Here is a 23337-nt window from a genome sequence, read left to right on the forward strand (position 1 = left end):
CGCTTTCGCGCCGCATCATTTTTACGTTCACGCTTCGCGTTTCTTCGTCTCGCTTCCGTCGCTTCCTATGGCCTCACACAATGCGCATCATGCGTCCGGCTTCGCAGCCGGCGTCGCCGCCGCCGTCCTCGTCGCACAAACCGGGGCCACCGGCCCGTGGCATTCGGCCCTGTTCGCCGCGTTCGCGGCGGGCGTCGCTGGCGGCACCGCGCCCGACTGGCTCGAAGTGGCCTGGTGGAGCCGCAAGCGCCGCCTGTGGATCACGCATCGCACCGTCACGCACTGGGGCATCGGCTGGCTCGCGCTGCTCGCGCTCGGGTGGCACGGGCTCACCCATCATCCGCATCCGCTGTGGGCCGCGCCGCTGTTCGGCTTCGCCTGCGGCGGCGTGATGCACCTGCTCGCCGACTGGCCGAACCCGCTCGGCGTGCCGTGGATCTGGCGGCGCCACTCGTTGAACCTGTGGAACAGCGGGCATTGCGACCTGATCATCGTGGCCGCCGCGTGGGGCGGCACGCTGTGGCTCGCGCAGTCGTTGTGCTCGCGTGCGCCGCTGCTCGAACAGTGGCTCGGCTGGCTGCATCGCGTCTAGTTGCAATTCGACACCATTCCCCGCGCGATCGGCACGCCGACGCGCACGCAACTTTCCGTTGGTTGAAAGTACGGTGCGGGCCCCCATCTGAAGCGAATCGCCCACCCATGTGCCCGGCGCGCACACGCGACGTCTGGCACACTGACGATTCGATTCGTGCGCGCGCGGTTTGCGCGCTTTGCACCCCGCTCGCACCCTATTTCAACGCTCCGATGGACGTCACAGCTACCCGCCCGGCCGCCCGTGCGCTCGACGTGTTCCACCCGGCCGTCGCCGCGTGGTTCCGGCGCACGTTCGACGCGCCCACCGGCGCGCAGGCGCTCGCGTGGCCGCACATCAAGGCCGGCCGCTCGACGCTGGTCGCCGCGCCCACCGGCTCCGGCAAGACGCTCACCGCGTTCCTGTGCGCGCTCGACGAACTGGTGCGTGACGCGCTCGCGCACGACGGCACGCTGCCCGACACGACGCTGGTCGTGTACGTGTCGCCGCTGAAGGCGCTGTCGAACGACATTCACGTGAACCTCGATGCGCCGCTCGCCGGCATCGCCGAATCGCTCGCGCAACTCGGCCTGCCGGTGCCGGCGATCCGCACCGCCGTGCGCACCGGCGACACCACGCAGGCCGAGCGCGCCGCGCTGCGCAAGCGCGCGCCGCATATCCTCGTCACGACACCCGAATCGCTGTACGTGCTGCTGTCGTCCACGTCGGGGCGGCAGATGCTGTCGAACGTGCGCTCGGTCATCGTCGACGAAATCCATGCGCTCGCGTCGTCCAAGCGCGGCAGCCATCTCGCGCTGTCGCTCGAACGCCTCGATGCGCTGGCCGGCCGTGCGCTGCCGCGCATCGGGCTGTCGGCCACGCAAAAACCGATCGACGCGGTCGCGCGCTTCCTGGTCGGCGGCCCGGCCGACGCGCCGCGCGACTGCGCGATCGTCGACACGGGCCACACGCGCGAGCGCGACCTCGCGCTCGAGTTGCCGAACGTGCCGCTCGAACCCGTGATGGCGACCGACGTGTGGGAACAGGTGTACGACCGCATCGCCGGGCTCGCGGCCGCGCATCGCACGACGCTCGTGTTCGTCAACACGCGGCGCACCGCCGAGCGCATGGCGCGCCATCTCGCCGACCGGCTCGGCAAGGAAGCGGTCGCCGCGCATCACGGCAGTCTCGCGAAGGAGCATCGCTTCGACGCCGAACAGCGCCTGAAGCGCGGCGAACTGAAGCTGCTCGTCGCCACCGCATCGCTCGAACTCGGCATCGATATCGGCGACGTCGATCTCGTCTGCCAGGTCGGCTCGCCGCGCGGAATCGCACCGTTCCTGCAGCGCGTCGGCCGCTCCGGACACCATGTCGGCGGCATACCGAAGGGCCGGCTGTTCCCGCTGTCGCGCGACGAACTCGTCGAATGCGCGGCGCTGCTCGATTGCGTGCAACGCGGCGAGCTCGACACGCTTCGCATTCCCGATGCGCCGCTCGACGTGCTCGCGCAGCAGATCGTCGCCGAAGCGGCATGCGCGGAATGGCAAGAAGACGCGCTGTACGCGAGCTTCACGCGCGCGGCGCCGTATGCAGGGCTTGCGCGCGAGCGCTTCGACGAAGTGATGAAGATGCTCGCCGAAGGCTTTACGAGCCGCCGCGGCGTGCGCGGCGCGTACCTGCATCGCGACGTGGTCGGCGGCACCGTGCGCGGGCGCCGCAACGCGATGATGACCGCCACCACGTCGGGCGGCACGATCCCCGACATGGCCGACTACGCGGTGCTGCTCGAACCGCAGGGCATCCAGGTCGGCACCGTCAACGAGGATTTCGCGATCGAGAGCCTCGCGGGCGACGTGTTCCAGCTGGGCAACCAGTCGTACCGGATCATTCGCGTCGAAACGGGGCGCGTGCGCGTGGAAGACGCGCAGGGCCAGTCGCCGAACATTCCGTTCTGGCTCGGCGAGGCGCCGGGGCGCAGCGACGAGCTGTCGGCGGCGGTCGGCCGGCTGCGCGCGCGGCTCGACGGTCTGTTCGCCGAAGGCGACCGGCCGGCGCGTGGCGGCAACCGCGAGCGCATCGGCGACGAGAGCGGAAGCGGGAACGGCGGCAAGTCCGCGCGCCGGACCGGCGCCCAGGCCGGCGTGAATGCGAAACCCGAGGCTGCCACCCAGGTCGCCGCCGACGCGTCGATCGACTTGCAAAACGGCGCCGCGCTCGCCGGCACCGCCGAAAGCCGCCTCGCGCCGGCGTTGCGCTGGCTCGTCGACGACCTGCGCCTGTCGCCCGATGCCGCGCACCAGATCGTCGACTATCTCGCCCGCGCGCGCGCCGCGCTCGGCGCGCTGCCGACGCAGGACACGCTCGTGATGGAACGCTTCTTCGACGAATCGGGCGGCACGCAGCTCGTGATCCATTCGCCGTTCGGCAGCCGCATCAACCGCGCGTGGGGGCTCGCGCTGCGCAAGCGTTTCTGCCGCAATTTCAACTTCGAGCTGCAGGCGGCCGCGACCGACGACGCGATCGTCCTGTCGCTGTCGCTCGCGCACAGCTTCGCGCTCGACGAGGTGTGGCGCTACCTGCGTTCGGCCAGCGCCGAGCACGTGCTGATCCAGGCCCTGCTCGACGCGCCGATGTTCGGCGTGCGCTGGCGCTGGAACGCGACGACCTCGCTCGCGCTGCCGCGCTTTACCGGCGGCAAGCGCACCGCGCCGCAACTGCAGCGGATGAAGAGCGACGACCTGCTCGCCGCCGTGTTCCCCGATCAGGCCGCCTGCCTCGAGAACGTCGTCGGCGAGCGCGAGATTCCGCATCACCCGCTGGTCGAGCAGACGCTCGACGATTGCCTGCACGACGCGATGGACACCGACGGCTGGCTTGCGCTGCTGCGCCGGATCGAAAGCGGCGCGATCGAGCTGGTTGCACGCGACCTGCCGGCGCCGTCGCCGCTCGCGGCCGAGATCCTGAACGCGAAACCCTACGCCTTCCTCGACGACGCACCGCTCGAAGAGCGCCGCACGCAGGCCGTGCAGTCGCGCCGCTGGAGCGATCCCGAATCGGCCGACGATCTCGGCGCGCTCGACGCCGACGCGATCGATGCGGTACGCGACGAAGCGTGGCCGCTCGTGCGCGACGCCGACGAAATGCACGACGCGCTGCTCACGCTCGCGTGCATCGCCGACAGCGAAGCACGCGAACACGAAGGCTGGCCCGACCGGCTTGCGGAACTCGTGGAGCGCCGGCGCGCGACGAAACTCGCCGCGCCGGGCGGCGCCGCGCTGTGGGTGCCGGTCGAACGGCTCGTGTGCGTGCGCGCGCTGCACCCCGACGCGCGCATCGCGCCGGCGCTCAAGGAGCCGGCCGCCTGCGCGCAGCCGTGGGAACCCGATGCCGCACTCGTCGACGTGATCCGCGCAAGGCTCACGGGCTTCGGCCCGCTCTCACTCGACGCGATCGCGACGCCGCTCGGCCTGCCGCCTGCGTCGGTCGCGACGGCGCTCGCCGCGCTGGAGCGCGAAGGTTATGTGATGCGCGGCCGGTTCACGCCGGGCGCGGCAACGGACGAATGGTGCGAGCGCCATCTGCTTGCGCGCATTCATCGCTATACGGTCAAGCGGCTGCGCCGCGAGATCGAGCCGGTCGAGCGCGCCGATTTCATGCGCTTCCTGTTCCACTGGCAGCACCTGACGCCCGACACCCGTGGCACCGGCCGCGATGCCCTCGCGGCAGTGGTCGAACAGCTCGAAGGCTACGAGGCCGCGGCGGGCGCGTGGGAAGACGCGCTGCTGCCCGCGCGGCTCACCGACTACACGGCGGGCGGGCTCGACGAGCTGTGCCGCTCCGGCAAGCTCGTGTGGACCCGCATTGGCGCGCCGGCGCGCGCGGCCGGCACGCCCGTGAAGACGACGCCGATCGTGCTGCTGCCGCGCCGCCACCTCTGCGCATGGCAGGCGCTGCGCGACCCCGATGCACAACCGGCGCTGTCCGCGCGGGCCGCGCAGGTGCGCGACGCCCTCGCCGCCCACGGCGCGATGTTCTTCGATGCGCTGCTCGACGACCTGCACATGCTGCCCGTCGAACTCGAACAGGCGCTCGGCGAACTCGTGTCGGCCGGCCTCGTGAATGCGGACAGCTACGCGGGCCTGCGCGCCCTGCTGAAACCGGCCGTCAAGCGCAGTGCGACCTATGCGCCGCGCACGCGGCGCGGCGGCGCGCTGATCGGCGGGATGGACGACGCGGGCCGCTGGGCGCTCGTGCAACGCCACGCGCCGCCGGACGGCGCACCGACGCCGAAACGCGGGCAGGCCGCGACCGATCCCGACGCGCTCGAACACATCGCATGGACGCTGCTGCGCCGCTATGGCGTCGTGTTCTGGCGGCTGCTCGAACGCGAAGCCGACTGGCTGCCGAGCTGGCGCGAGCTCGTGCGCGTGTTGCAGCGCCTCGAAGCGCGCGGCGAAATTCGCGGCGGGCGCTTCGTCGCCGGGCTCGCAGGCGAACAGTTCGCGCTGCCCGAAGCGATCCCAATCCTGCGCGAACTGCGGCGGCAGCCGGGCGACGGGCAGACCGTGTGCGTGACGGGCGCCGACCCGCTGAATCTTGCCGGCACGCTGCTGCCCGGCGACAAGGTGCCGGCGCTGGCCGGCAACCGCGTGCTGTTCCGCGACGGCGTGCCCGTCGCGTCGCTGGTGGCCGGCGCGTTCCATTTCGCGCCCGACCTGACTCCCGCCGCGCGCGAGGATGCGCGCCTGCGGCTCGCACGCCGCTACTGACATCGGCTGCCACGCCGCACCGCACGGACTACTGATCGCCGGGCCGCATTGCCACCGGCGTTCGGGTAGCATCGAACGATTTTCTGCGCGGCCGCCCGCGCGCCAACACGACAAGACTTCCGGAGACCGCTGCCCATGTCCTCGCATGCCGATTCGCCCGCGACGCATCACGCGGGCTCGTTGACGATTTTCCAGGGCGCCGCGCTCTATATCGGCGCGGTGCTCGGCACCGGCGTGATCGCGCTGCCCGCGCTGGCCGCCGAAGTCGCGGGGCCGGCCTCGCTGCTCGCGTGGGCCGCGCTCGTCGTGCTGTCCGGGCCGCTCGCGGCCACCTTCGCCGCACTCGGCGCACGCTATCCCGATGCCGGCGGCGTCTCCACCTACGCGCGGCGCGCATTCGGGCCGAAAGCCGCGGCCATCGTCGGATGGTGCTTCTACTTCGCGGTGCCGGCCGGCGCGCCGGCCGCCGCGATGTTCGGCGGTGCCTACGTCGCGGCCGTCACGGGCGGCGGGCAGACGACCGTCATCGTCACCGCGGCCGCGCTGATCGCGACCGTGTCGGCCGCGAATGCATTCGGCGTCACCGTGTCGGGCCGCATGCAGCTCGTGCTGTCGGCGCTGCTCGTCACGCTGCTGCTCGCCGCGGTGCTCGCGTCCGCGCCGCATGCGCGCACCGCGAACCTGCATCCGTTCGCGCCGCACGGCTGGCTCGCGGTCGGTCAGGCCGCCGCGCTGCTCGTGTGGAGTTTCGCCGGCTGGGAAGCGATCACGCATCTCGCGGCCGAATTCCGCCGGCCCGCGCACGACATGCCGCGCTCGGCCGGGATCGCGGTCGTGGTGGTCGGGTTCCTGTATCTGTCGGTCGCCGCCGCGAGCGTGACGGTGCTCGGCCCGTCGGCGGGCGCATCGGGTGCGCCGCTCGCCGAACTGATCGCGGGCGGCATCGGCGGTCATGCGCAGGTGCTGGCCGCCGCGGCCGCGCTGCTGCTCACGCTCGGCACGATGAACGCGTATTTCGCGGGTGCGGCCAAGCTCGGCGCGGCGCTCGGGCGCGACGGCGCGCTGCCCGCGTGGCTCGCACAAGGCAGCCAGGTGGGCGGCGTGCCGCGCCGCAGCCTCGGCGTGATCGCCGCGCTCGCGGCCGTCGCACTGGCCGCGACGACGATCTCGGACGTCGGGCCGAAACCGCTCGTGCTCGTGACGTCCGGGTGTTTCGTGATGGTGTATGGGCTCGGTGCGGCCGCCGCGCTGAAGTTGCTGCCGCGCGGCGGCATCGCTTACCGCTGCGCGTGGATATCGCTGGTCGCGGTGGCCGGGCTGTTTCTGACGACGGGCTGGTACATCCTGTGCCCGCTGCTGCTCGCGGGTGGCGCGCTGCTTTATCTGCAGGTGGCCGCGCCGCGCAAATGACCCGCGCTGCGTGCGCGGGCTGACACCCGCCCGCTCACGGCGACGCGCCGGCCGATCGTTGGCCGAATCGCGGCCCGGATCGCCGCGCGCATCGCGTCGGTCAGGCCGGCACGAGCTCGAAGCTGAGCCGCTTGCCGAGCGCGGCGGCCGCGCTCGCGAGCGTCGCCAGCGTGAGGCTCGTGTCGGTTTCGTCGAGCAGCCGGTTGAGTGCGGCACGACTGGTTTTCATCCGCGCGGCCATCGCGGTTTTCGTGATGTGCTGCGCCTTCATTTCGTGCCCGATCTGCCACGCGATCACGCGCTTGATCGCGGTGGCGGTGGCCGCTTCGAGATTGCCGTCCTCTTCGAGGAAGGTATCGAAGTCGCTGCCGATGTGCGGATTGTTCATGGTCGTCATGTCGTACTCCTGTGCATGGCGTGGCCGGCTGCCCGACCGTCGGAAACGACGCGTTCAGGCGCAACCGGAAATTCAAAGGGTGTGCGTCAGCGCCTTCAGGCGCGCGACGGTGACGTCGAGCTCGTCCGACGGCGTGGCCCGCGACTGCTTGAAGAAGCCGTGCAGCAGGACCATCGTGTCGCCGACGACCGTGAACAGCACGCGGGCGCTCCGCCCCGGCAGCATCACGCGGATCTCCCACACATCCCGCGCCATCTTCCGGACCAGCGGCATGCCGAGCGGCCAGCCCAGTTGCACGGTCTTGATCTCTTCGCCGATCGTCCTTCGCTCCGCCTGCCCGAGCGCCTTGAGCCATTCGCGCACCGGCTCGTTGCCTCGGGCCGTGCGAAAGAACCGCACGCCGAGCGTGACCGGGATCTGCTGTCGCACCATCGTCTTGTCACCAAGCGTACCAAAAACGATACGATATGCCAAGCACCACGATGACGGCTACTGGCCGGATGGCCGGTCCGGAAGCGCAGACAGGAACCGGGCCGGGCTTGCCGCCCGGCCCCAAGGATCAGCGATTGCCGCGACCCGGCTTGCGCGCGGCGCGCGGCGTCCGGTGCGGGCGCTTGTCGCCGAACCGTGATCGTGCGATCTCGCGCACGGCGTCGATCAGCGTCCGCGCGACCGGCGACGGCTGCGCATCGGTGCGCAGCACGAGCCCCACCGGCTCGTCGGTGCCTGCCGACGGCAGCGGCACGCGTGCCAGCGCGCCGGCCGACAGGTCGTATTCGGCCGCATAGAGCGGCACGAACCAGACCGCGTCGTTCTCGAGCGCCAACGCGCGCGCGACCGACACCGACAGCACCTCGATGAACGAATCCAGCGGCGGCGCGCCGCAGGCGCCGAGCAGTTGCTCGGCCGACTGGCGGATCAGCGTGCCGAACGGCGGCAGCACGACCGGAAAGCGTGCGAGCTCGGCGGCCGGCGCCGCGCTCGACAGCAGCGGATGCCCGGCGCGCACGACGGCGACGAGCGGCTCGTTGTACAACTGCTCGAACGCGAGGCCGATCATCCGCTCCGGCTCCGACAGCCGCCCGATCGCGCACTCGATCGCGCCGGACTTCAGGCGCTCCAGCAGATCGGCGTTCGCGGCCGTCGCGATCCGCACGACGACGCGCGGCCAGCGCTCGGCGAGCGCCTTCATCAGCGCGGGCGCGAGCGATGCCGCGACGGTCGGCAGCATGCCGATTTCCAGCGTCGCCGCGGCGGCGCCGCCCTCGCGCGCGAGCAGCCCGACGCCCTGCCGCAGCGCCAGCACGCATGCGTTCGCGTGCGGCAGGAACAACTGCGCCTCGCGGGTCGGCTGCGCGCCCTGCCGGCCGCGCTCGAACAGCTTCACGCCGAGGATCGCCTCCAGTTCGGCGATCGTCTTCGATACGGCCGGCTGCGTGATCGACAGGCTTTCCGCCGCCTTCTGCACGCCGCCCAGCTGCGCGACCGCGAGAAAGCACTGCAGGTGCCGGAACTTGACCCGGCCGTCGGCGATACGGTTATTCATAACGAGTGGTTATGCGATGGACGATATAACGCCATTTTGCATAACTTTCCGTCTCGCCCCAAGCCCTCGACGATAAGTCACGCGTTGCGCCGCAGCGCGCGGAAACCGGCCGGCTCCCACATGCGCTTCGCGATCAGCAAACTCGTCCCGTGCTTCTGCGCGAGCGGCGCGGACGACGATTCCGCATGCAGCGCGGCCGCCTTGCTGCGCAACCGGCGCAGCTCCAGTTCGAGTTCGGCGTGCGCCGCCTCCGTCAGCATCCCCTGCGAGAACGTCATCGTCTCGCCTTCGCCGTCGAAGCCGCAGTCGAGGAAATCGCCGAGCGCGTGCGCATGGAAATAACGGCGGATCGGCCCGCCGGGCAGCCAGTCGAAATCGCGCGCGACGCGCACGCGAATCCGGTCGCCCGGCAACAGTGCGACGACGTTCATCCGGTCGAGCATCAGCAGGTATTTCACGCACTCGGCCTTCGTCAGCCGATAGGCCGACACGATGTCCTGCACCGTCCAGTAGTTGATCGCGCAGACGGCGACGAGCAGCAGTTTGTCGTCCGACACGAGCAGCGCCTCCTGCTGCTCGGTCAGCACGTGCAGCTTCGGCGCCGATACGGACGCCTCCTGCACGAGCTCGGCCAGCGTATAGCCGAGCAGCTGGGCGATCTCCACGACGCGCTCCAGCGTGAAGCGGCCGCTGGCGAACAGCCGCTTCACGCTGGTCTCGGAGACGTCGAGCGCACGGGCGACGTCGCGGTAGGTCATGCCCTGCGCCTTCAACTGGCGCTTCAGTGTGTCGATAAGTTGGGCGGTTTCGGTCATTTTGGTATCGAAAATTGATGCTCCAGGTCGGATATTAGGCTACCCGAGCACGCAGATGAACACTTTCGGATACTTGTCTGCATAATCCGCTCCGTGCTGTCACCGAACGACGGAGCCGACATGACCACCCGAACCGACACCGCTTGCTACGAATCGCCCCTCCCCGCGCCGCGCGATGCCCGCGACACGGATCGCACGATGCCGCTCGCCACGGTCCGCACACTGGCCGCGAGTGCGCACGTCGGGGATCTCGTGTTCATCCGCGTACCGTCGAATGCGCCGCGCGACGCGGCAGGCGCGTGGGCCAATCGCTTCGGCATCGTCGTCGATACGTCGGGCGACGAACCCGTGATCGCCGAATCCGCGTTTGCGTGGACGAAGCTCACGCCGCTGTCGCGCTTCGTCGCCCGCACCGACGGCGGGCGCATCGCGCTGGCCCGCCGCGTCGCGGCGCCGACCGCCGATGCGCAGCGCCAGCTTCATTCGACGGCGGAGCGGCGAATCGACGCGCTGCTCGGCAAGCGCTTGAACCTGTGGGCGCGGCGCGGGTTCTGCGCGGACTACGTGACCGACATGCTCGGCGCCGACCGGAACGCGCCGCCGGCCGCACTGCTGCGCAGCGGCACGCTGTCGCTCGAATTCGACGGGATCGTGTTCGATCCCGGCCGTCAGTCGTGACGGGCGCGCTCAGGGAGACCCGATAACAACAAGAACGAAAACACAAAAAAGCGGCGACGGGCTGGCTGGAGGGCCGTGCACGGGGTCGTCACCGACGACGCGAAGCCCGATCGCTTTTTCCGCCGGACAGGCATCCTGTCCGGCGGAATTTTCATGGGTGCGCCGAACATAACGAACGGTTATGCGATTCGCTAAAAAAGGTCATTTTGCATAACTTTCCGGATTGGTTAAAGTCGCACCATCCACTTTGCGAAAAACCTATCAGGAGACGCCCGATGGATTCCCCCACGATCCTCACGCCGCGCGACTGGCCGTCGCATCCGGCCTATGTCCACCCCGAATACCGTTCGTCCGTGAAACGCGGCCCGACGCGCCCGCTGATCCCGCTGAAGGAAAAGCTGCGCGACCAGTACGCGCCCGTCTACGGCGCCGAAGATCTCGGCGCGCTCGACCATGACCTGACGAAGAACGCCGTCAAGAACGGCGAGCCGCTCGGCGAGCGGATGGTCGTCACGGGCCGCGTGCTCGACGAAGGCGGCAAGCCGGTGCGCAACACGCTCGTCGAGGTGTGGCAGGCGAATGCGGCCGGCCGCTACGTGCACAAGGTCGACCAGCACGACGCGCCGCTCGACCCGAACTTCCTCGGTGCGGGCCGCTGCCTGACCGACGACGAAGGCCGCTACCGCTTCCTGACGATCAAGCCCGGCGCGTATCCGTGGGGCAACCATCCGAACGCGTGGCGCCCGAATCACATCCACTTCTCGCTGTTCGGCGATTACTTCGGCTCGCGTCTCGTCACGCAGATGTACTTCCCCGGCGACCCACTGCTCGCGTACGACCCGATCTTCCAGGGCACGCCCGAGGCCGCGCGCGATCGCCTGATCTCGCGCTTCTCGATGGACATCACCGAAGAAGGCTATGCGCTCGGCTACGAATTCGACATCGTGCTGCGCGGCCGCGACGCTACCCCGATGGAGCGCTGAACCATGACGACGCTGAAGCAAACCCCTTCGCAGACGGTCGGCCCGTACTTCGCGTACGGCCTGTGCCCGCAGCAGTACGACTACGATCTGAAGAGCCTGTTCACGCCGACGATCGCCGCGCCTCACGCCGAAGGCGAGCACGTGCTGCTGGTCGGCCAGGTGTTCGACGGCGACGGCCAGGTCGTCGGCGACGCGGTGCTCGAATTCACGCAGGTGGACGGTGCGGGCCGCTATCCCGCGTCGCGCGACGACATCGCGAAATCCGGTTTCACGGGTTTCGCGCGGGTCGGCACCGGTACCGATGCGCAGCAGCGCTTCGTCGTCGAGACGGTGAAGCCGGGCCGCATCGCCGCCGACGAAGCGCCGCACATCAACGTGACCGTGATGATGCGCGGGATCCTCACCCATGCATTCACGCGCGTGTACTTCGACGACGAAGCCGCCGCGAACGCGGTCGACCCGGTGTTGAACGCGGTGCCGGCCGAGCGCCGTGCGACGCTCGTCGCCAGGCGCGACGCGCAGCCGGGCCGCCCGGTCGTCTACCGCTTCGACATCCGCATGCAGGGGCCGGACGAAACGGTGTTCTTCGACGTGTGACGCGTGCGCGGGCGCTTGCCGCGCCGCGCCTCGTACGCCACCGCACCGCCGTGTGGCGCGATACCGAAAGGCATCGCGCCACACGGCGTTTTTCCTGTGTCGTCGCCAACATTCGATGATGCGTCGCATCGTGGCGCACGGCGGCTGCGGAGGGTTATCGCTCGCGGCTTCCGGCCCCGATTTCAAACGATCGATTGAAACGCTTGCTGCGACTGCACATGAATCGTCGAATCAACACGATATCGTTTGCGCGTTACACGGCGTATTCTTCGTTATCGGCAACGCGCCAACAGGATTAAATCGGAATCGGAAACAATTACGCATGTAATGCGCGACACCGCCCGGCTGGCTGTGCGCGCATTTTTTTCTGACCGAGTGCCTTTGAACGCGTCTGACCGAAGTTGGCAGGCGCGTATTTTTTTGCGGCGACGGGCGCGCGGGCAGCGCGGGCACCGACCGCTTGCGGTCAGCGCCGGATCTCCAGATAGCGGCTCGGCGTGTCGCCCAGGATGCGGCGAAACGCCGACGCGAATGCGCTGGCGCTCGCGTACCCGAGGTCGAGCGCGACGCGCGTCACCGGCTGCCCGTCGCTCAGGCGGGCGATCGCCGCGAGCATGCAGACCTGCTGGCGCCACGCGGCGAAACTCACGCCGGTCTGCGCACGGAACTGCCGCGTGAACGTGCGCCGGCTCACGCCGGCGTCGGCCGCCACCTGGTCGAGATCGGCCGCGATCGACGGCGATGCGAGCAGGTGCCGGCACACCTTCGCGAGCCGCGCATCGGCCGGCAGCGGCGCATGCAGCGACAGGCGCGGCATCGTCGCGATTTCCGCGACCAGCAGCGCCATCAGCTTGCCCGCGCGCCCGTCCACGTCGTACAGCGCCGGCAGGTCGATCGCATCGTCGATCAGTTGCCGCAGCAGCGCCGATACGCCATAGACGCCGCACTGGTCGGGCAGGCCCGCTTCGCGCGCGGCGTCGCCGGACACGAACGTGTTGAGCATCGTGACCGGCCCGGTCATCGTCATTTCGTGCCGCACGCCGGCCGGCACCCAGCACGCGCGCTGCGGCGGCACCAGCCAGCGCCCGTGCGGCGTCGAGACGCTGATCGTGCCGCGCGACGCGAACGCGAACTGCCCGCGCCCGTGCGCGTGCTCCGGAAACGTCGTGCCCGCCGCGTAGTCGCAGGCGATCACGACCACGCTCCGCGGAATGTTTTCGTAGGGATCTAGCAGCGTATTTCTCACGGCCCGAATTCCATCATCAATGACCCGATATCGAAGGCGGGTCGCCTTCGCGCAATCTACGATCCGCTCCACCCTTGCGCGCCCTGACGGCCGCAAGACCCGCCGGCCTGATCGGCCGGATCATCACTGCATCGGAGCGGACATGCCGAATACGTTTCATCGCGTGGGGGACGGCCCCCACCCTGTTCTTGTACTGCCCGGCTGGTTCGGCGACGCCCACGCATTCGAACCCGTCGAACCGTGGCTGTCGCGCGAGCACTTCAGTTACGTCTTCATGGACTACCGAGGTTACGGCCGCATGCGCGATGCCGCGGGCCGCTACACGATCGACGAAATCGCCGCCGACGCGCTCGCGCTGGCCGACGCGCTCGATTTCGCGACCTTCAGCGTCGTCGGCCACTCGATGGGCGCGATGGCGGCCGAGAAAGTCGCCGTCATCGCGCCCGGACGGGTGCGCGCGCTGGTGCCGGTCACGCCCGTGCCGTGCGGCGGCCTGCCGTTCGACGCGGAGAAACGCGCACTGTTCGAGCGCGCCGCCGACCACGTCGCCGATCGCCGGACCCTCATCGATCGCAGCACCGGCGGCCGGCTACCCGCCGCGTGGGTCGAGTGGAAAGCCGCGTATTCGGCCGCCCGTTCGTCGCCGGCTGCGTTCGGCGCGTACTTCCGCGCATGGGCCGACACGGATTTCAGCGACGCCATCGTCGGCATCCATCCGGTGAAAGTGCTGATCGGCGAGCACGATCCGGCGTTCGACGCGGCGCTGATGGCGCGCACCTACCTGCGCCGCTATCCGCGCGCCACCGTCGACGTGCTGCGCAACGCGGGCCACTATCCGATGAACGAGACGCCGCTCGCGCTGGTCGCGGCGATCGAGGCGTTCCTGCTCCGCGCGACGGCGAACGCCGTCGACCGCTGACGACGCGCGACACGCGACACGCGACACGCGACACGCAAGCAGCATGGCGCACGCGCAGTCACCGCAACATGAAAGACATCGCCGACAGGCTGTTCAGCGTGCGCACCACATGCTCGACCGACGGCCCGTCGAAGCGCAGCGTCACCGCATCGACGCGCTCGAGCGACGGCAGCATGCAGAACAGGTCGGCCAGTGCGGCCGTCTGCACGCGCAGCGTGCAAGCGGCCGGCGCGGGTCGATGCGCGCCAGCACGCACGCCGGCCGACAGCGCCTGCGCCACCGCTTCGCGCGCCGCCGTTGCGATCCGCGCACACGATGCGGCGGGCGTGAGCGTCTCGCCGCTCGATGCGCCGCCGGCCGTCTTGACGACCTCGAAATGCGCATCGGGAAAGAGCGACCGCGTTTCGTCGGCAAACACGTCGTCGCCGGTGGCGAGCGCGACGTGCGCGCCGTATTCGCGCGCCAGCGCGCCGTACAGCCCGGCTTCGCCGAGCTCGACGCCGTTCAGCCACACCTGCGTGAACGCAAAGCTGTTGATCGTGTGCGCGAGCACGCCGTGCGTCTGCGACTTCGCGTGATAGCCGATCATGAACACGAGATCGGGCTGCTGTTCGAGGCCCGCCATCAGCCCGAGCGTGCGCGGCTTGCCGAGCACGACGCGCGCACGCGCATCGAGCCCGTCGGGCAGCAGGTTGCGGAAACCGCCGTGCGAATCGTTGACCCACACGGCCTGCGCGCCGCCCATGAACGCGCCTTCGATCGCCGCGTTCGCCTCGGCGGTCATCCAGCGGCGCGCGCGCTCGTATTCCGGATTGCCGGCGCGCGTCTGCTCGGTCGCGAACACGCCGGCGACGCCTTCGATATCGGTCGAAATCAGGATCTTCATGACTGGGTAAGACGTCCTTCGTGGCCTTCGTTGAACAAGCGATCGAGATCGGGCACCGCATCGCGCAGCGATTGCCGCACGTGGCCATCGCGCCCGGCCACCGTCACGGCCTGCAGCAACGCGTCGGCAATCGCGTGCTCGACGCTTTCGGCCGCCGCCAGGAACAGCGGATCGAGCGCCGCATCGGCGACGAGGGCCGGCAGCGCAATGGTCGACGCGTCGTGCGCGATCGTGTATGCGGTGGAAAATGCGAGCGCGATGTCGCCGCTGCCGTGCCCGTAGACCGAGCCGGTGCGGGCCAGGCCCGCCCCCGCGCGGCGTGCGACGCGTGACAGTTGCCGCGCATCGAGCGGCGCGTCGGTGGCCAGCAGCAGGATGATCGACCCCTGCTCGGGCGGCGCCGCATGCGCGGCGTCGGCCGCCCGCCGTTGCGCGACGATGCGCCCGAGCGCTACGCCGCCGAGCGTCAGCATCGGCAGCCGGCCGAAATTCGCGAGCACGAGCGCGCCGACCGTATACGGCCTGCCTGCCGCGACCGCGACACGCGATGCCGAACCGATCCCGCCCTTCAGGTCGAAGCACGACATCCCGCGCCCTGCGCCCACCGCGCCGCGCGCGACGTCACGCGATGCCGCGCGGCACGCGTCGTCGTAGTGCGCGGCGGTGACCGCGAACGCCTGGATGTCGTTCAGGCACCCGTCGTTGCACTCGAACACGAGCGGGTTGACGGTCGGCCAGTCGCGGCCGATCCGCGGATTCGCGGCGATCGCCGCGCGGATCTGCGCGTGCGCGACCGCGCCGACACCGAACGTGTTGGTCAGCGCGATCGGCGTATCGAGCGTGCCGAGTTCGTCGACCTGCACGAGCCCGACGCTCTTGCCGAAGCCGTTGATCACGGCCGCCCCCGCCGGCACCTTGCTGCGGTACACGTCGCCCGGATGCGGCTTGACGACGGTCACGCCGGTCTGCACGTTGCCCGCATCGAGCGTGCAATGGCCGACCGTCACGCCCGGCACGTCGGCGATCGTGCCGCGCGGGCCAGCCGGCAGCGTCGCCGTCCACATCGGTGCGATGCCCATCAGCGGCGCTCCAGCTTCGGATCGAGCGCGTCGCGCAGCCCGTCGCCGAGCAGGTTGAACGCGAGCACGGTCAGGAAGATCGCGAGGCTCGGGAAAATCGCGATGTGCGGCGCCGTCACCATGTCCGCGCGCGCTTCGTTGAGCATCGCGCCCCACTCCGGCGTCGGCGGCTGCGCGCCGAGCCCGAGGAACGACAGGCTCGCGGCCGTGATGATCGACGTGCCGATCCGCATCGTGAAGTAGACGACGACCGACGACACGGTGCCCGGCAGGATGTGCCGCATGATGATCGTCCAGTCCGACGCGCCGATGCTGCGCGCGGCCTCGACGTAGGTCATGTGCTTGAGCATCAGCGTGTTGCCGCGCACGAGCCGGGCGAACGCCGGGATGCTGAAGATCGCGACCGCGCAGATCACGTTGATCATCCCGTTGCCGAGGATCGCGACCACGCCGATCGCGAGCAGGATGCCGGGGAACGCGAACAGCACGTCGGCCACGCGCATCGTGATGCGGTCCCACCAGCCTTCGTAGTAGCCGGCGAGCAGCCCGAAGAACGTGCCGATCACCGCGCCGAGCGCGACCGAGAAGAAGCCGGCCGCGAGCGAGATGCGCGTACCCGCGACGATCCGGCTGAAGATGTCGCGGCCGAGCGAATCGACGCCGAACCAGTGCACGGCCGACGGCCCCGCGTTCAGCGCGTCGTAGTCGAAATAGTTCTCGGGATCGAACGGCACGACGTGCGGGCCGACGAACGCCAGCACGACGAGCGCGAGCACGAAGCCGCCCGCGACGAGCGCAACCGTCTGCTTGCGGAACTTGCGCCAGAATTCGCGCCACGGCGTGCGGATCGCGGCGGATGCGGCCGGCGCCGCGGTCTGGACTGTCGCGTTCATGCGCGCCTCACTTGAACCGGATGGTCGGATTGATGACCGCGTACAGCACGTCGACGGTCAGGTTGATCAGGATGAACTCGAGCGAAAACAGCAGCACGATCGCCTGGATCACCGGGTAATCGCGCATCGTCACCGCATCGACGAGCAGGCGGCCGAGCCCCGGCCAGTTGAACACGACCTCGACGACGATCGAGCCGCCGAGCAGAAAGCCGAACTGCAGCCCCATCATCGTGACGACCGGGATCATCGCGTTGCGCAGGCAGTGCTTGAGCACCACCATCGGCTCGTGCACGCCCTTCGCGCGCGCGGTGCGCACGAAGTCCTCGTTCAGCACCTCGACGAACGACGCGCGCGTGAAGCGCGCCATCACGGCCGCGACCGCGGCGCCGAGCGTCAGCGACGGCAGCACGTAGCTCTTCCACGAGCCGTCCGGCACGACCGGCAGCCAGCCGAGCTTCACCGAGAAGATTTCCATCAGCAGCATGCCGAGCGCGAACGCGGGAAACGAGATGCCCGACACCGCGAGCGTCATGCCGAGGCGGTCCGGCCAGCGGTTGCGCCACACCGCCGATGCGATCCCGATCGCCATCCCGAACGCCGTCGCCCACGCCATGCTGACGAGCGTCAGCATCAGCGTCGGCATGAAGCGCTCGCCGATCTCGGTAGAGACCGGCCGCTTGCTGCGCGTCGACAGGCCGAAATCGCCGTGCGCGATCTTCACGAAGAAGTTCGCGAACTGCGCGGGCAGCGGCCGGTCGAGGCCGAGATCGGCACGCACCAGCGCGACGGTCGCATCGTCGGCTTCGGGCCCGGCCGCGAGCCGCGCCGGATCGCCCGGCAGCAGGTGGACGAACAGAAACACCAGCACCGCGACGATCGCGAGCGTGGGCAGCAGGCCGAACAGGCGTTTGACGAGAAAATTCAGCATGGGGCACCGATCGAATCAGCGTGCCGGCGGCGTGCGCCGCCGGCACCGCGTGGCGGACGAGCCGCCGTCATCACCACTGTCACTTCAGCGAGATTTCGTCGAAGTTGAACGAGCCGTCCGGCATCACGTACGCGCCCTGCAGCCGCTTGCTGCGTGCATACACGATCTTCTCCTGCACGAGGAAGATCCACGGCGCATCGGTCCAGATCTGCTTCTGCGCATCGGCGTAGAGGTCGGCCTTCTTCGCGCGATCGACCGTCTCGAGCGCCTTCGTCAGGTCGCCGTCGACCGTGTCGTTCTTGTAGTACGCGGTGTTGACGAGCTTCGGCGGCGCCGACGCGCCGGCGAGCAGCGGCGTGATCGCCCAGTTCGCTTCACCCGTCGACGACGACCAGCCGATGTAGTACATCCGCACCGGCGCCTTCGCCGGGTCCGGCGCGCTCTCGACCTTCGCGACGCGCTCGCCGGCTTCCAGCGCCTGCACCTGCACCTTCACGCCGACCTGCGCAAGCTGCTGCTGCACGAACTGGATCGCCTTCTGCGACGTCGAGTTGTTGTAGGCCGACCACAGCGTCGTCTCGAAGCCGTTCGGATAGCCGGCTTCCTTCAGCAGCGCGCGGGCCTTCGCCGGGTCGTACGGCCACGGGCCCAGCTTCGTCGCGTAGTCGACGCCCTGCGGCACCACGCCGGTGGACGGCGTCGCGAAGCCGGCGAATGCGACCTTCGCGAGCGCTTCCTTGTTCACCGCGTAGTTCAGCGCCTGACGCACCTTCGGGTTGTCGAACGGCTTTTGCTGCATGTTCAGCGACACGTAGCGCTGCACGATCGACGGCCGCTCGACGATGTCCACCTTCGGATTGCCCTTCAGGTCGGCCGCCTGCTCGAACGGGATGCGGAACGCGAAATCGGCTTCGCCCGTCTTGATCAGCGCCGCGCGCGTGTTGTTGTCGACCACCGGCTTCCAGTCGATCGCGTCGATCTTCGGATAGCCCTTCTTCCAGTAGCCGGCGAACTTCTTCACCTTCAGGTCGTCGGTCTGCTTCCATTCGACGAACTCGAACGGCCCGGTGCCGACCGGATGCAGCGCGATGTCTCGGCCCCACTTCTTCAGCGCGGCCGGCGAGATCATCACGGCCGACGGGTGCGCGAGCGTATTGATCAGCGCCGAGAACGGCTCGCGCAGCGTGAGCTTCACCGTGTACGGATCGACCACTTCGGTCTTCTCGATCACGCGGAACATGTTGTAGCGTTTCAGGTGGTTCGCGGGATCGGTCACGCGGTCGAAGTTCGCCTTCACGGCCGCCGCGTTGAAATCGGTGCCGTCGTGGAACTTCACGCCCTGGCGCAGCTTGATCGTGTAAGTCTTCGCATCCGGGCTCGCTTCGTAGCCGGTCGCCAGCACGTTGACGAGCTTCATGTCCTTGTCGAAGCCGAACAGCCCCTGGTAGAACGACTTGACGACGGCCTGCGACACCGTGTCGTTCGCGTCGTACGGGTCCATCGTCGTGAACGTCGAATCCACCGCCATCACCGCGGTCTGCTGCGCGAACGCGGGCACCGCGGCCGACAGCGCGAACGCGCCGGCAAGCGCGACGAAACACGCGCGCGGACGAAACATCGGGAACGAATGCTGCTTGGTCATTTTGCTGGGCTCCTAACGGTGAATCGGTGACGCCTCACGGGCGTTTCGGTTTCGACTTCCTGCAAGCTCGCGCATCGCCGCGGCGATGCATGACTTCAATACGCGCCGCCGACGCGGTGCGTCGCGACGTAATGATCGGGGCCGACCGCGACGAGCGGCGCGACGACCGGCTCGTCGCCGACCGCGCGGATCGGGCTCGGGATTTCATCCGCCGCGAGCTGGCGCGGCGCATGCCGGCGCGCGGGGTCGGCCACCGGCACCGCGCTCATCAGCCTCTTCGTGTACGGATGCTGCGGCGCCTCGAACACCGCGCGGCGCGGGCCGATCTCGACGATCTGGCCGAGATACATCACCGCGACGCGATGGCTGATGCGCTCGACCACCGCCATGTCGTGCGAGATGAACAGGTACGCGACGCCGAGCTCGCGCTGCAGGTCGAGCATCAGGTTGACGATCTGCGCCTGCACCGACACGTCGAGCGCCGACACCGATTCGTCGGCGATCACGACCTTCGGGTTCAGCGCGAGCGCGCGCGCGATCGCGATCCGCTGGCGCTGGCCGCCCGAGAACTCGTGCGGATAGCGGCGCGCGGCCTCCGGCGGCAGGCCAACCTTGTCGAGCAGCCAGTCGACGCGCGCCTGCGCGTCGCGGCCGCTCGCGACACCGTGCACGAGCAGCGGCTCCATGATCGAGAAGCCGACCGTCAGGCGCGGGTTCAGCGACGCGAACGGGTCCTGGAAGATGAACTGGATGTTCCGGCGCAGCGCCTGCAGGTCCGGGCCTTTCAGCGCGCTGATGTCGCGGCCGTCGAACTCGATCGAGCCGCTCTGCGATTCGACGAGGCGCAGCAGCGAACGGCCGGTGGTCGACTTGCCGCAGCCCGATTCGCCGACCAGCGCGAGCGTCTCGCCCGCGCGCAGCTCGAAGCTCACGCGCTCGACCGCATGCACGTATTGCGACACGCGGCCGAACACGCCGCTCTTCACCGGGAAGCGCGTCACCAGATCGCGCACGCGCAGGATCGGCGGTGCGGCCCGGTCGACGGGCGGCTGCGCGCCGTCGTTCGCCGCGGGTGCGGGCGACGCCGCCGGTGCCGCCGCGCTCGCGCCCTCCACCTTCAGCAGCGGGAATTTCTCGGGCGCGTCGGTACCCTGCATCGAGCCGAGTTTCGGCACGGCCGCGAGCAGCGCACGCGTGTAGCGATGCGCGGGCGCCGCGAAGATGCGCTCCGACTCGCCCTCCTCGACCTTCTCGCCGCGATACATCACGAGCACACGGTCGGCCACTTCGGCCACCACGCCCATGTCGTGCGTGATGAAGATCACGCCCATGTTCATTTCGTCCTGCAGCCCGCGCACCAGTTGCAGGATCTGCGCCTGGATCGTCACGTCGAGCGCGGTCGTCGGCTCGTCGGCGATCAGCAGCGCGGGCCGGCACGACAGCGCCATCGCGATCATCACGCGCTGCCGCATCCCGCCCGACAACTGGTGCGGATAGCGCGCGAACACGCGGCGCGCCTCCGGAATACGCACGAGGTCGAGCAGCCGCAGCGTCTCCGCGCGCGCTTTCGACGGGCTTTTCGACTGGTGCAGCGCGATCGCCTCGCTGATCTGGTCGCCGACCGTGAACACCGGGTTCAGCGACGTCATCGGCTCCTGGAAGATCATCGCGATGTCCGCGCCGCGAATGCCGCGCATCGCCGCGCCGCCGGCCTGCGCCAGATCGACGATCGCGCCGCCGCGCCGGCGCAACGCGATCCGCCCGCTCGTGATCGCGCCGCCGCCGTGCTCGACGAGCCGCATCAGCGCAAGCGACGTCACCGATTTGCCCGAGCCCGATTCGCCGACGATCGCGAGCGTCTCGCCGCGATCGACGTGAAACGACACGTTGCGCACCGCGTCGAACGTCGCGCCTTCGCGGCGGAACGTGACCGACAGGTCGTCGACAGCCACCACGCGCTGCTCGGGCAGCACCAGGCCGGACGGGTTACGGCTCGAAGTCATCGTGGGTCCTCCTCGTGCGGTCCGGATCAGGCCGTGTCGTCGTCGCGATAGATGCCGACCACCGGCGCTTCACCGACGCGCGCGTAGCCGCGGTACATTCCTTCGGTATTGAACGGCATCGCGACGTTGCCGTGCGCATCGACCGCGATGATCCCGCCGCGGCCCGCGACGCGCGGCAGCTTGTTCATCACGACGTCGTGCGCGGCGTCGGCGAGCGAGGCGCCGCGGTACGCGATCTGCGCGGCCACGTCGTGCGCGGTCGCGAGCCGGATGAACATCTCGCCGGTGCCGGTGGCCGACACCGCGCAGGTTGCGTCGTCCGCATAGCAACCCGCGCCGATGATCGGCGAATCGCCGACACGCCCCGGCTGCTTGTTCGTGATGCCGCCCGTCGACGTCGCCGCCGCGATGTGGCCGTTCAGGTCGCACGCGACCGCGCCGACCGTGCCGTGCTTGCGGTCCGGATCGAGCGGCTCGGCCGGCTGCTGCTGCGATGGCGAAGCGCCGAACGTGAACGTGGCCGCGTCGTGGTCGAGCATCGCGCCGGCCGCCGTGCGCGCCTTGACCCACTGCGCGTGACGCGCTTCGGTCGCGAAGTAGCCGGGCTCCGCGAGTTCGAGCCCCTGCGCGGCCGCGAACGCATCGGCGCCCGCCCCGGCGAACAGCACGTGTTCGCTCGCTTCCATCACGCGCCGCGCGGCGAGCACCGGGTTGCGCACGCGCGTCGCGCAGCAGATCGCGCCGGCGCCGAGCGTCGCGCCGTCCATGACCGCCGCGTCGAGTTCGTGCTTGCCTTCGGCCGTATAAACAGCGCCGCGCCCGGCGTTGAACAGCGGACAGTCCTCGAGCATCCGCACCGCGACGGTGACCGCGTCGAGCGCACTGCCGCCATCGGCCAGCACCTGCTGCGCGGCCGTCAGGATCGCGGTCAGTTCGGCGCGGTATTGCCGTTCGGTATCGGAATCCATCGCATCGCGCAGGATCGTGCCTGCGCCGCCGTGAATCGCAACGATCGCGGATGAAGTCATGGTTTTTTCGGACGGTGAGAAGAAGGGTTGGCGACGGGCGGCGTCGCTTGCGGCTGCGTGAGCCACGGCAGCAGGAATTCGGTCATCTCGGCCGCGGATTTCGCGGACCGGTGCGTGCGCAGCGCGACCGCGTCGATCAGCGCCTCGATCATCGCGAGCACGGCCGCCTCCGACGTGGCCGCGAAACGCCGTTCGGCCCTGACGTACAGGTTCAGCGACGCGATCGGCGCAAGCGGCGACTGCGGGCCGTCGGAAATACCGAGCACGCGCGCACCGCGAGCGGCCGCGCGGCGGGCCAGTTCGATCGTGTCCTTCACGTAGCGCGGAAACGCGAGCGCGATCACGAGATCGCGCGAATCGGCCGTGTACAGCCGCCGCGCCGCATGCGACGGGCCGCCGAGCAGCGCGAGCGACTGCACGTTGTCGTGACAGACGGACAGCCCGTGCTCCATCAGCCCGGCGAGAAACGCGCTCGAGCCCGCGCCGAGGATCAGCACGCGTCGCGCGCCGACGATCGCCTCGACCGCGGCCTCGACATCGGTCGCGTCCAGTTGCGCACGCGTGTTCCCGATATTCGCGACGGCCTGGTCGAACACCGCGTCGATCCACGCGGCACCGCGCACGCCCGACTCCTGCTCCTGCGCGGAACGCAGCCGCTCGACGGGGCCGAGCGTTGCCTCGAAGCCGCGCACGAGCGCCGCGCGCATCGCCGGATAGCCGTCGAAGCCGAGCGCCTTCGCGAAGCGGTTCGCGGTCGCGATCGACGCATTCACGGCCTGCGCGAGTTCGTCGATGCGCATCGTCGCCGCACGGAACGGGTTCGCGAGCACGAACTCGCCCATGCGCCGGTGAATCGGCGTCATCAACGGCATGGCCGACGCGATCCGCTCGGCGATCGCGGGTTCGTCGTGGCTGGCGTCGGGCGGAACGAGTGGCGTCATGCGAAG

At 69.5% G+C, this 23337-nt stretch carries 20 protein-coding genes; 7 read left to right on the plus strand and 13 right to left on the minus strand.

The annotated features are described in order from the left end of the window. The first annotated feature begins 67 nt into the window (after window positions 1-67). The 3 genes from HWX08_RS05260 (at window position 68) to HWX08_RS05270 (ending at window position 6750) form a co-directional block, all read left to right on the plus strand. Window positions 68-592, plus strand: a complete 525-nt coding sequence (locus tag HWX08_RS05260; protein ID WP_107312748.1) for a metal-dependent hydrolase — start codon at window positions 68-70, stop codon at window positions 590-592. Between the two features lie 212 nt (window positions 593-804). Then, window positions 805-5340: a DEAD/DEAH box helicase gene (locus tag HWX08_RS05265; RefSeq protein ID WP_174921704.1), complete on the plus strand. Its 4536-nt coding sequence runs from the start codon at window positions 805-807 to the stop codon at window positions 5338-5340. 135 nt (window positions 5341-5475) lie between these two features. Next, window positions 5476-6750, plus strand: coding sequence for an APC family permease (locus tag HWX08_RS05270; RefSeq protein ID WP_174921703.1), 1275 nt, complete (start codon window positions 5476-5478; stop codon window positions 6748-6750). A gap of 100 nt (window positions 6751-6850) precedes the next feature. On the opposite strand, the gene HWX08_RS05275 is transcribed toward HWX08_RS05270, so the two are convergent. From HWX08_RS05275 to HWX08_RS05290, 4 genes are all read right to left on the minus strand, one after another. Continuing rightward, complete coding sequence (locus HWX08_RS05275) at window positions 6851-7147, minus strand: XRE family transcriptional regulator (protein ID WP_174921702.1); 297 nt, start codon at window positions 7145-7147, stop codon at window positions 6851-6853. Window positions 7148-7219: 72 nt separating this feature from the next. Further along, the gene (locus tag HWX08_RS05280) at window positions 7220-7579 is read right to left on the minus strand and encodes a type II toxin-antitoxin system RelE/ParE family toxin (protein ID WP_107312752.1); all 360 of its coding nucleotides are present in this window, start codon (window positions 7577-7579) and stop codon (window positions 7220-7222) included. A 127-nt stretch (window positions 7580-7706) separates the two neighbouring features. Then, a complete protein-coding gene (pcaQ, locus tag HWX08_RS05285) occupies window positions 7707-8693 on the minus strand; it encodes a pca operon transcription factor PcaQ (RefSeq protein ID WP_107312753.1) in 987 nt (328 codons plus the stop codon). 77 nt (window positions 8694-8770) lie between these two features. Further along, window positions 8771-9508, minus strand: coding sequence for a helix-turn-helix domain-containing protein (locus HWX08_RS05290; protein ID WP_174921701.1), 738 nt, complete (start codon window positions 9506-9508; stop codon window positions 8771-8773). A 120-nt stretch (window positions 9509-9628) separates the two neighbouring features. On the opposite strand from HWX08_RS05290, the gene HWX08_RS05295 reads away from it, so the two are divergent. From HWX08_RS05295 to pcaG, 3 genes are all read left to right on the plus strand, one after another. Beyond that, the gene (locus HWX08_RS05295) at window positions 9629-10186 is read left to right on the plus strand and encodes a YiiX/YebB-like N1pC/P60 family cysteine hydrolase (RefSeq protein ID WP_174921700.1); all 558 of its coding nucleotides are present in this window, start codon (window positions 9629-9631) and stop codon (window positions 10184-10186) included. A 275-nt stretch (window positions 10187-10461) separates the two neighbouring features. Continuing rightward, the gene (gene pcaH, locus HWX08_RS05300) at window positions 10462-11169 is read left to right on the plus strand and encodes a protocatechuate 3,4-dioxygenase subunit beta (RefSeq protein WP_006489685.1); all 708 of its coding nucleotides are present in this window, start codon (window positions 10462-10464) and stop codon (window positions 11167-11169) included. A gap of 3 nt (window positions 11170-11172) precedes the next feature. Continuing rightward, window positions 11173-11766 carry a protocatechuate 3,4-dioxygenase subunit alpha gene (gene pcaG, locus HWX08_RS05305; protein ID WP_069259725.1) on the plus strand — a complete coding sequence of 198 codons (594 nt, stop codon included), beginning with the start codon at window positions 11173-11175 and terminating at the stop codon, window positions 11764-11766. 466 nt (window positions 11767-12232) lie between these two features. Here the strand turns inward: pcaG and HWX08_RS05310 are convergent, their stop codons facing one another. Beyond that, window positions 12233-13012 (minus strand): AraC family transcriptional regulator, encoded by a 780-nt coding sequence (locus tag HWX08_RS05310; protein ID WP_069259724.1) that lies wholly within the window; start codon window positions 13010-13012, stop codon window positions 12233-12235. A gap of 142 nt (window positions 13013-13154) precedes the next feature. On the opposite strand from HWX08_RS05310, the gene HWX08_RS05315 reads away from it, so the two are divergent. Next, window positions 13155-13931 carry an alpha/beta fold hydrolase gene (locus tag HWX08_RS05315; RefSeq protein ID WP_174921741.1) on the plus strand — a complete coding sequence of 259 codons (777 nt, stop codon included), beginning with the start codon at window positions 13155-13157 and terminating at the stop codon, window positions 13929-13931. A gap of 58 nt (window positions 13932-13989) precedes the next feature. On the opposite strand, the gene HWX08_RS05320 is transcribed toward HWX08_RS05315, so the two are convergent. The 8 genes from HWX08_RS05320 to HWX08_RS05355 all read right to left on the minus strand — a co-directional run bounded on the left by HWX08_RS05320 (window position 13990) and on the right by HWX08_RS05355 (window position 23331). Beyond that, window positions 13990-14817: a M55 family metallopeptidase gene (locus HWX08_RS05320; RefSeq protein WP_174921699.1), complete on the minus strand. Its 828-nt coding sequence runs from the start codon at window positions 14815-14817 to the stop codon at window positions 13990-13992. Then, a complete protein-coding gene (locus HWX08_RS05325) occupies window positions 14814-15896 on the minus strand; it encodes a DmpA family aminopeptidase (protein ID WP_069259721.1) in 1083 nt (360 codons plus the stop codon). Before HWX08_RS05325 ends, HWX08_RS05320 begins: the two co-directional genes overlap by 4 nt. Then, window positions 15896-16789, minus strand: coding sequence for a glutathione ABC transporter permease GsiD (gene gsiD, locus HWX08_RS05330; protein WP_069259720.1), 894 nt, complete (start codon window positions 16787-16789; stop codon window positions 15896-15898). The genes HWX08_RS05325 and gsiD overlap by 1 nt, the downstream gene beginning before the upstream one ends. Window positions 16790-16796: 7 nt before the next feature. After that, window positions 16797-17717 (minus strand): glutathione ABC transporter permease GsiC, encoded by a 921-nt coding sequence (gsiC, locus tag HWX08_RS05335; protein ID WP_069259719.1) that lies wholly within the window; start codon window positions 17715-17717, stop codon window positions 16797-16799. Between the two features lie 79 nt (window positions 17718-17796). After that, a complete protein-coding gene (gene gsiB / locus HWX08_RS05340) occupies window positions 17797-19359 on the minus strand; it encodes a glutathione ABC transporter substrate-binding protein GsiB (RefSeq protein WP_174921698.1) in 1563 nt (520 codons plus the stop codon). A gap of 95 nt (window positions 19360-19454) precedes the next feature. Next, window positions 19455-21362, minus strand: a complete 1908-nt coding sequence (locus HWX08_RS05345) for a dipeptide ABC transporter ATP-binding protein (RefSeq protein ID WP_174921697.1) — start codon at window positions 21360-21362, stop codon at window positions 19455-19457. 26 nt (window positions 21363-21388) lie between these two features. Then, window positions 21389-22390, minus strand: coding sequence for an isoaspartyl peptidase/L-asparaginase family protein (locus tag HWX08_RS05350; RefSeq protein ID WP_069259716.1), 1002 nt, complete (start codon window positions 22388-22390; stop codon window positions 21389-21391). After that, on the minus strand, window positions 22387-23331 hold the full coding sequence (locus tag HWX08_RS05355; RefSeq protein ID WP_107312767.1) for a MurR/RpiR family transcriptional regulator: 945 nt from the start codon (window positions 23329-23331) through the stop codon (window positions 22387-22389). Before HWX08_RS05355 ends, HWX08_RS05350 begins: the two co-directional genes overlap by 4 nt. Window positions 23332-23337 lie beyond the last annotated feature (6 nt).

It is taken from the genome of Burkholderia metallica, assembly GCF_902832845.1.
Classification (GTDB): domain Bacteria; phylum Pseudomonadota; class Gammaproteobacteria; order Burkholderiales; family Burkholderiaceae; genus Burkholderia; species Burkholderia metallica.

Coding starts and splice junctions, on each gene's coding strand:
- HWX08_RS05320 (WP_174921699.1), bottom strand. CDS start 14,817: ATGAAGATCCTGATTTCGACCGATATCGAAGGCGTCGCCGGCGTGTTC.
- gsiB (WP_174921698.1), bottom strand. CDS start 19,359: ATGACCAAGCAGCATTCGTTCCCGATGTTTCGTCCGCGCGCGTGTTTC.
- HWX08_RS05265 (WP_174921704.1), top strand. CDS start 805: ATGGACGTCACAGCTACCCGCCCGGCCGCCCGTGCGCTCGACGTGTTC.
- HWX08_RS05260 (WP_107312748.1), top strand. CDS start 68: ATGGCCTCACACAATGCGCATCATGCGTCCGGCTTCGCAGCCGGCGTC.
- HWX08_RS05290 (WP_174921701.1), bottom strand. CDS start 9,508: ATGACCGAAACCGCCCAACTTATCGACACACTGAAGCGCCAGTTGAAG.
- pcaH (WP_006489685.1), top strand. CDS start 10,462: ATGGATTCCCCCACGATCCTCACGCCGCGCGACTGGCCGTCGCATCCG.
- HWX08_RS05270 (WP_174921703.1), top strand. CDS start 5,476: ATGTCCTCGCATGCCGATTCGCCCGCGACGCATCACGCGGGCTCGTTG.
- gsiD (WP_069259720.1), bottom strand. CDS start 16,789: ATGAACGCGACAGTCCAGACCGCGGCGCCGGCCGCATCCGCCGCGATC.
- HWX08_RS05295 (WP_174921700.1), top strand. CDS start 9,629: ATGACCACCCGAACCGACACCGCTTGCTACGAATCGCCCCTCCCCGCG.
- HWX08_RS05280 (WP_107312752.1), bottom strand. CDS start 7,579: ATGGTGCGACAGCAGATCCCGGTCACGCTCGGCGTGCGGTTCTTTCGC.
- gsiC (WP_069259719.1), bottom strand. CDS start 17,717: ATGCTGAATTTTCTCGTCAAACGCCTGTTCGGCCTGCTGCCCACGCTC.
- HWX08_RS05315 (WP_174921741.1), top strand. CDS start 13,155: ATGCCGAATACGTTTCATCGCGTGGGGGACGGCCCCCACCCTGTTCTT.
- pcaG (WP_069259725.1), top strand. CDS start 11,173: ATGACGACGCTGAAGCAAACCCCTTCGCAGACGGTCGGCCCGTACTTC.
- pcaQ (WP_107312753.1), bottom strand. CDS start 8,693: ATGAATAACCGTATCGCCGACGGCCGGGTCAAGTTCCGGCACCTGCAG.
- HWX08_RS05345 (WP_174921697.1), bottom strand. CDS start 21,362: ATGACTTCGAGCCGTAACCCGTCCGGCCTGGTGCTGCCCGAGCAGCGC.
- HWX08_RS05325 (WP_069259721.1), bottom strand. CDS start 15,896: ATGGGCATCGCACCGATGTGGACGGCGACGCTGCCGGCTGGCCCGCGC.
- HWX08_RS05350 (WP_069259716.1), bottom strand. CDS start 22,390: ATGACTTCATCCGCGATCGTTGCGATTCACGGCGGCGCAGGCACGATC.
- HWX08_RS05355 (WP_107312767.1), bottom strand. CDS start 23,331: ATGACGCCACTCGTTCCGCCCGACGCCAGCCACGACGAACCCGCGATC.
- HWX08_RS05275 (WP_174921702.1), bottom strand. CDS start 7,147: ATGACGACCATGAACAATCCGCACATCGGCAGCGACTTCGATACCTTC.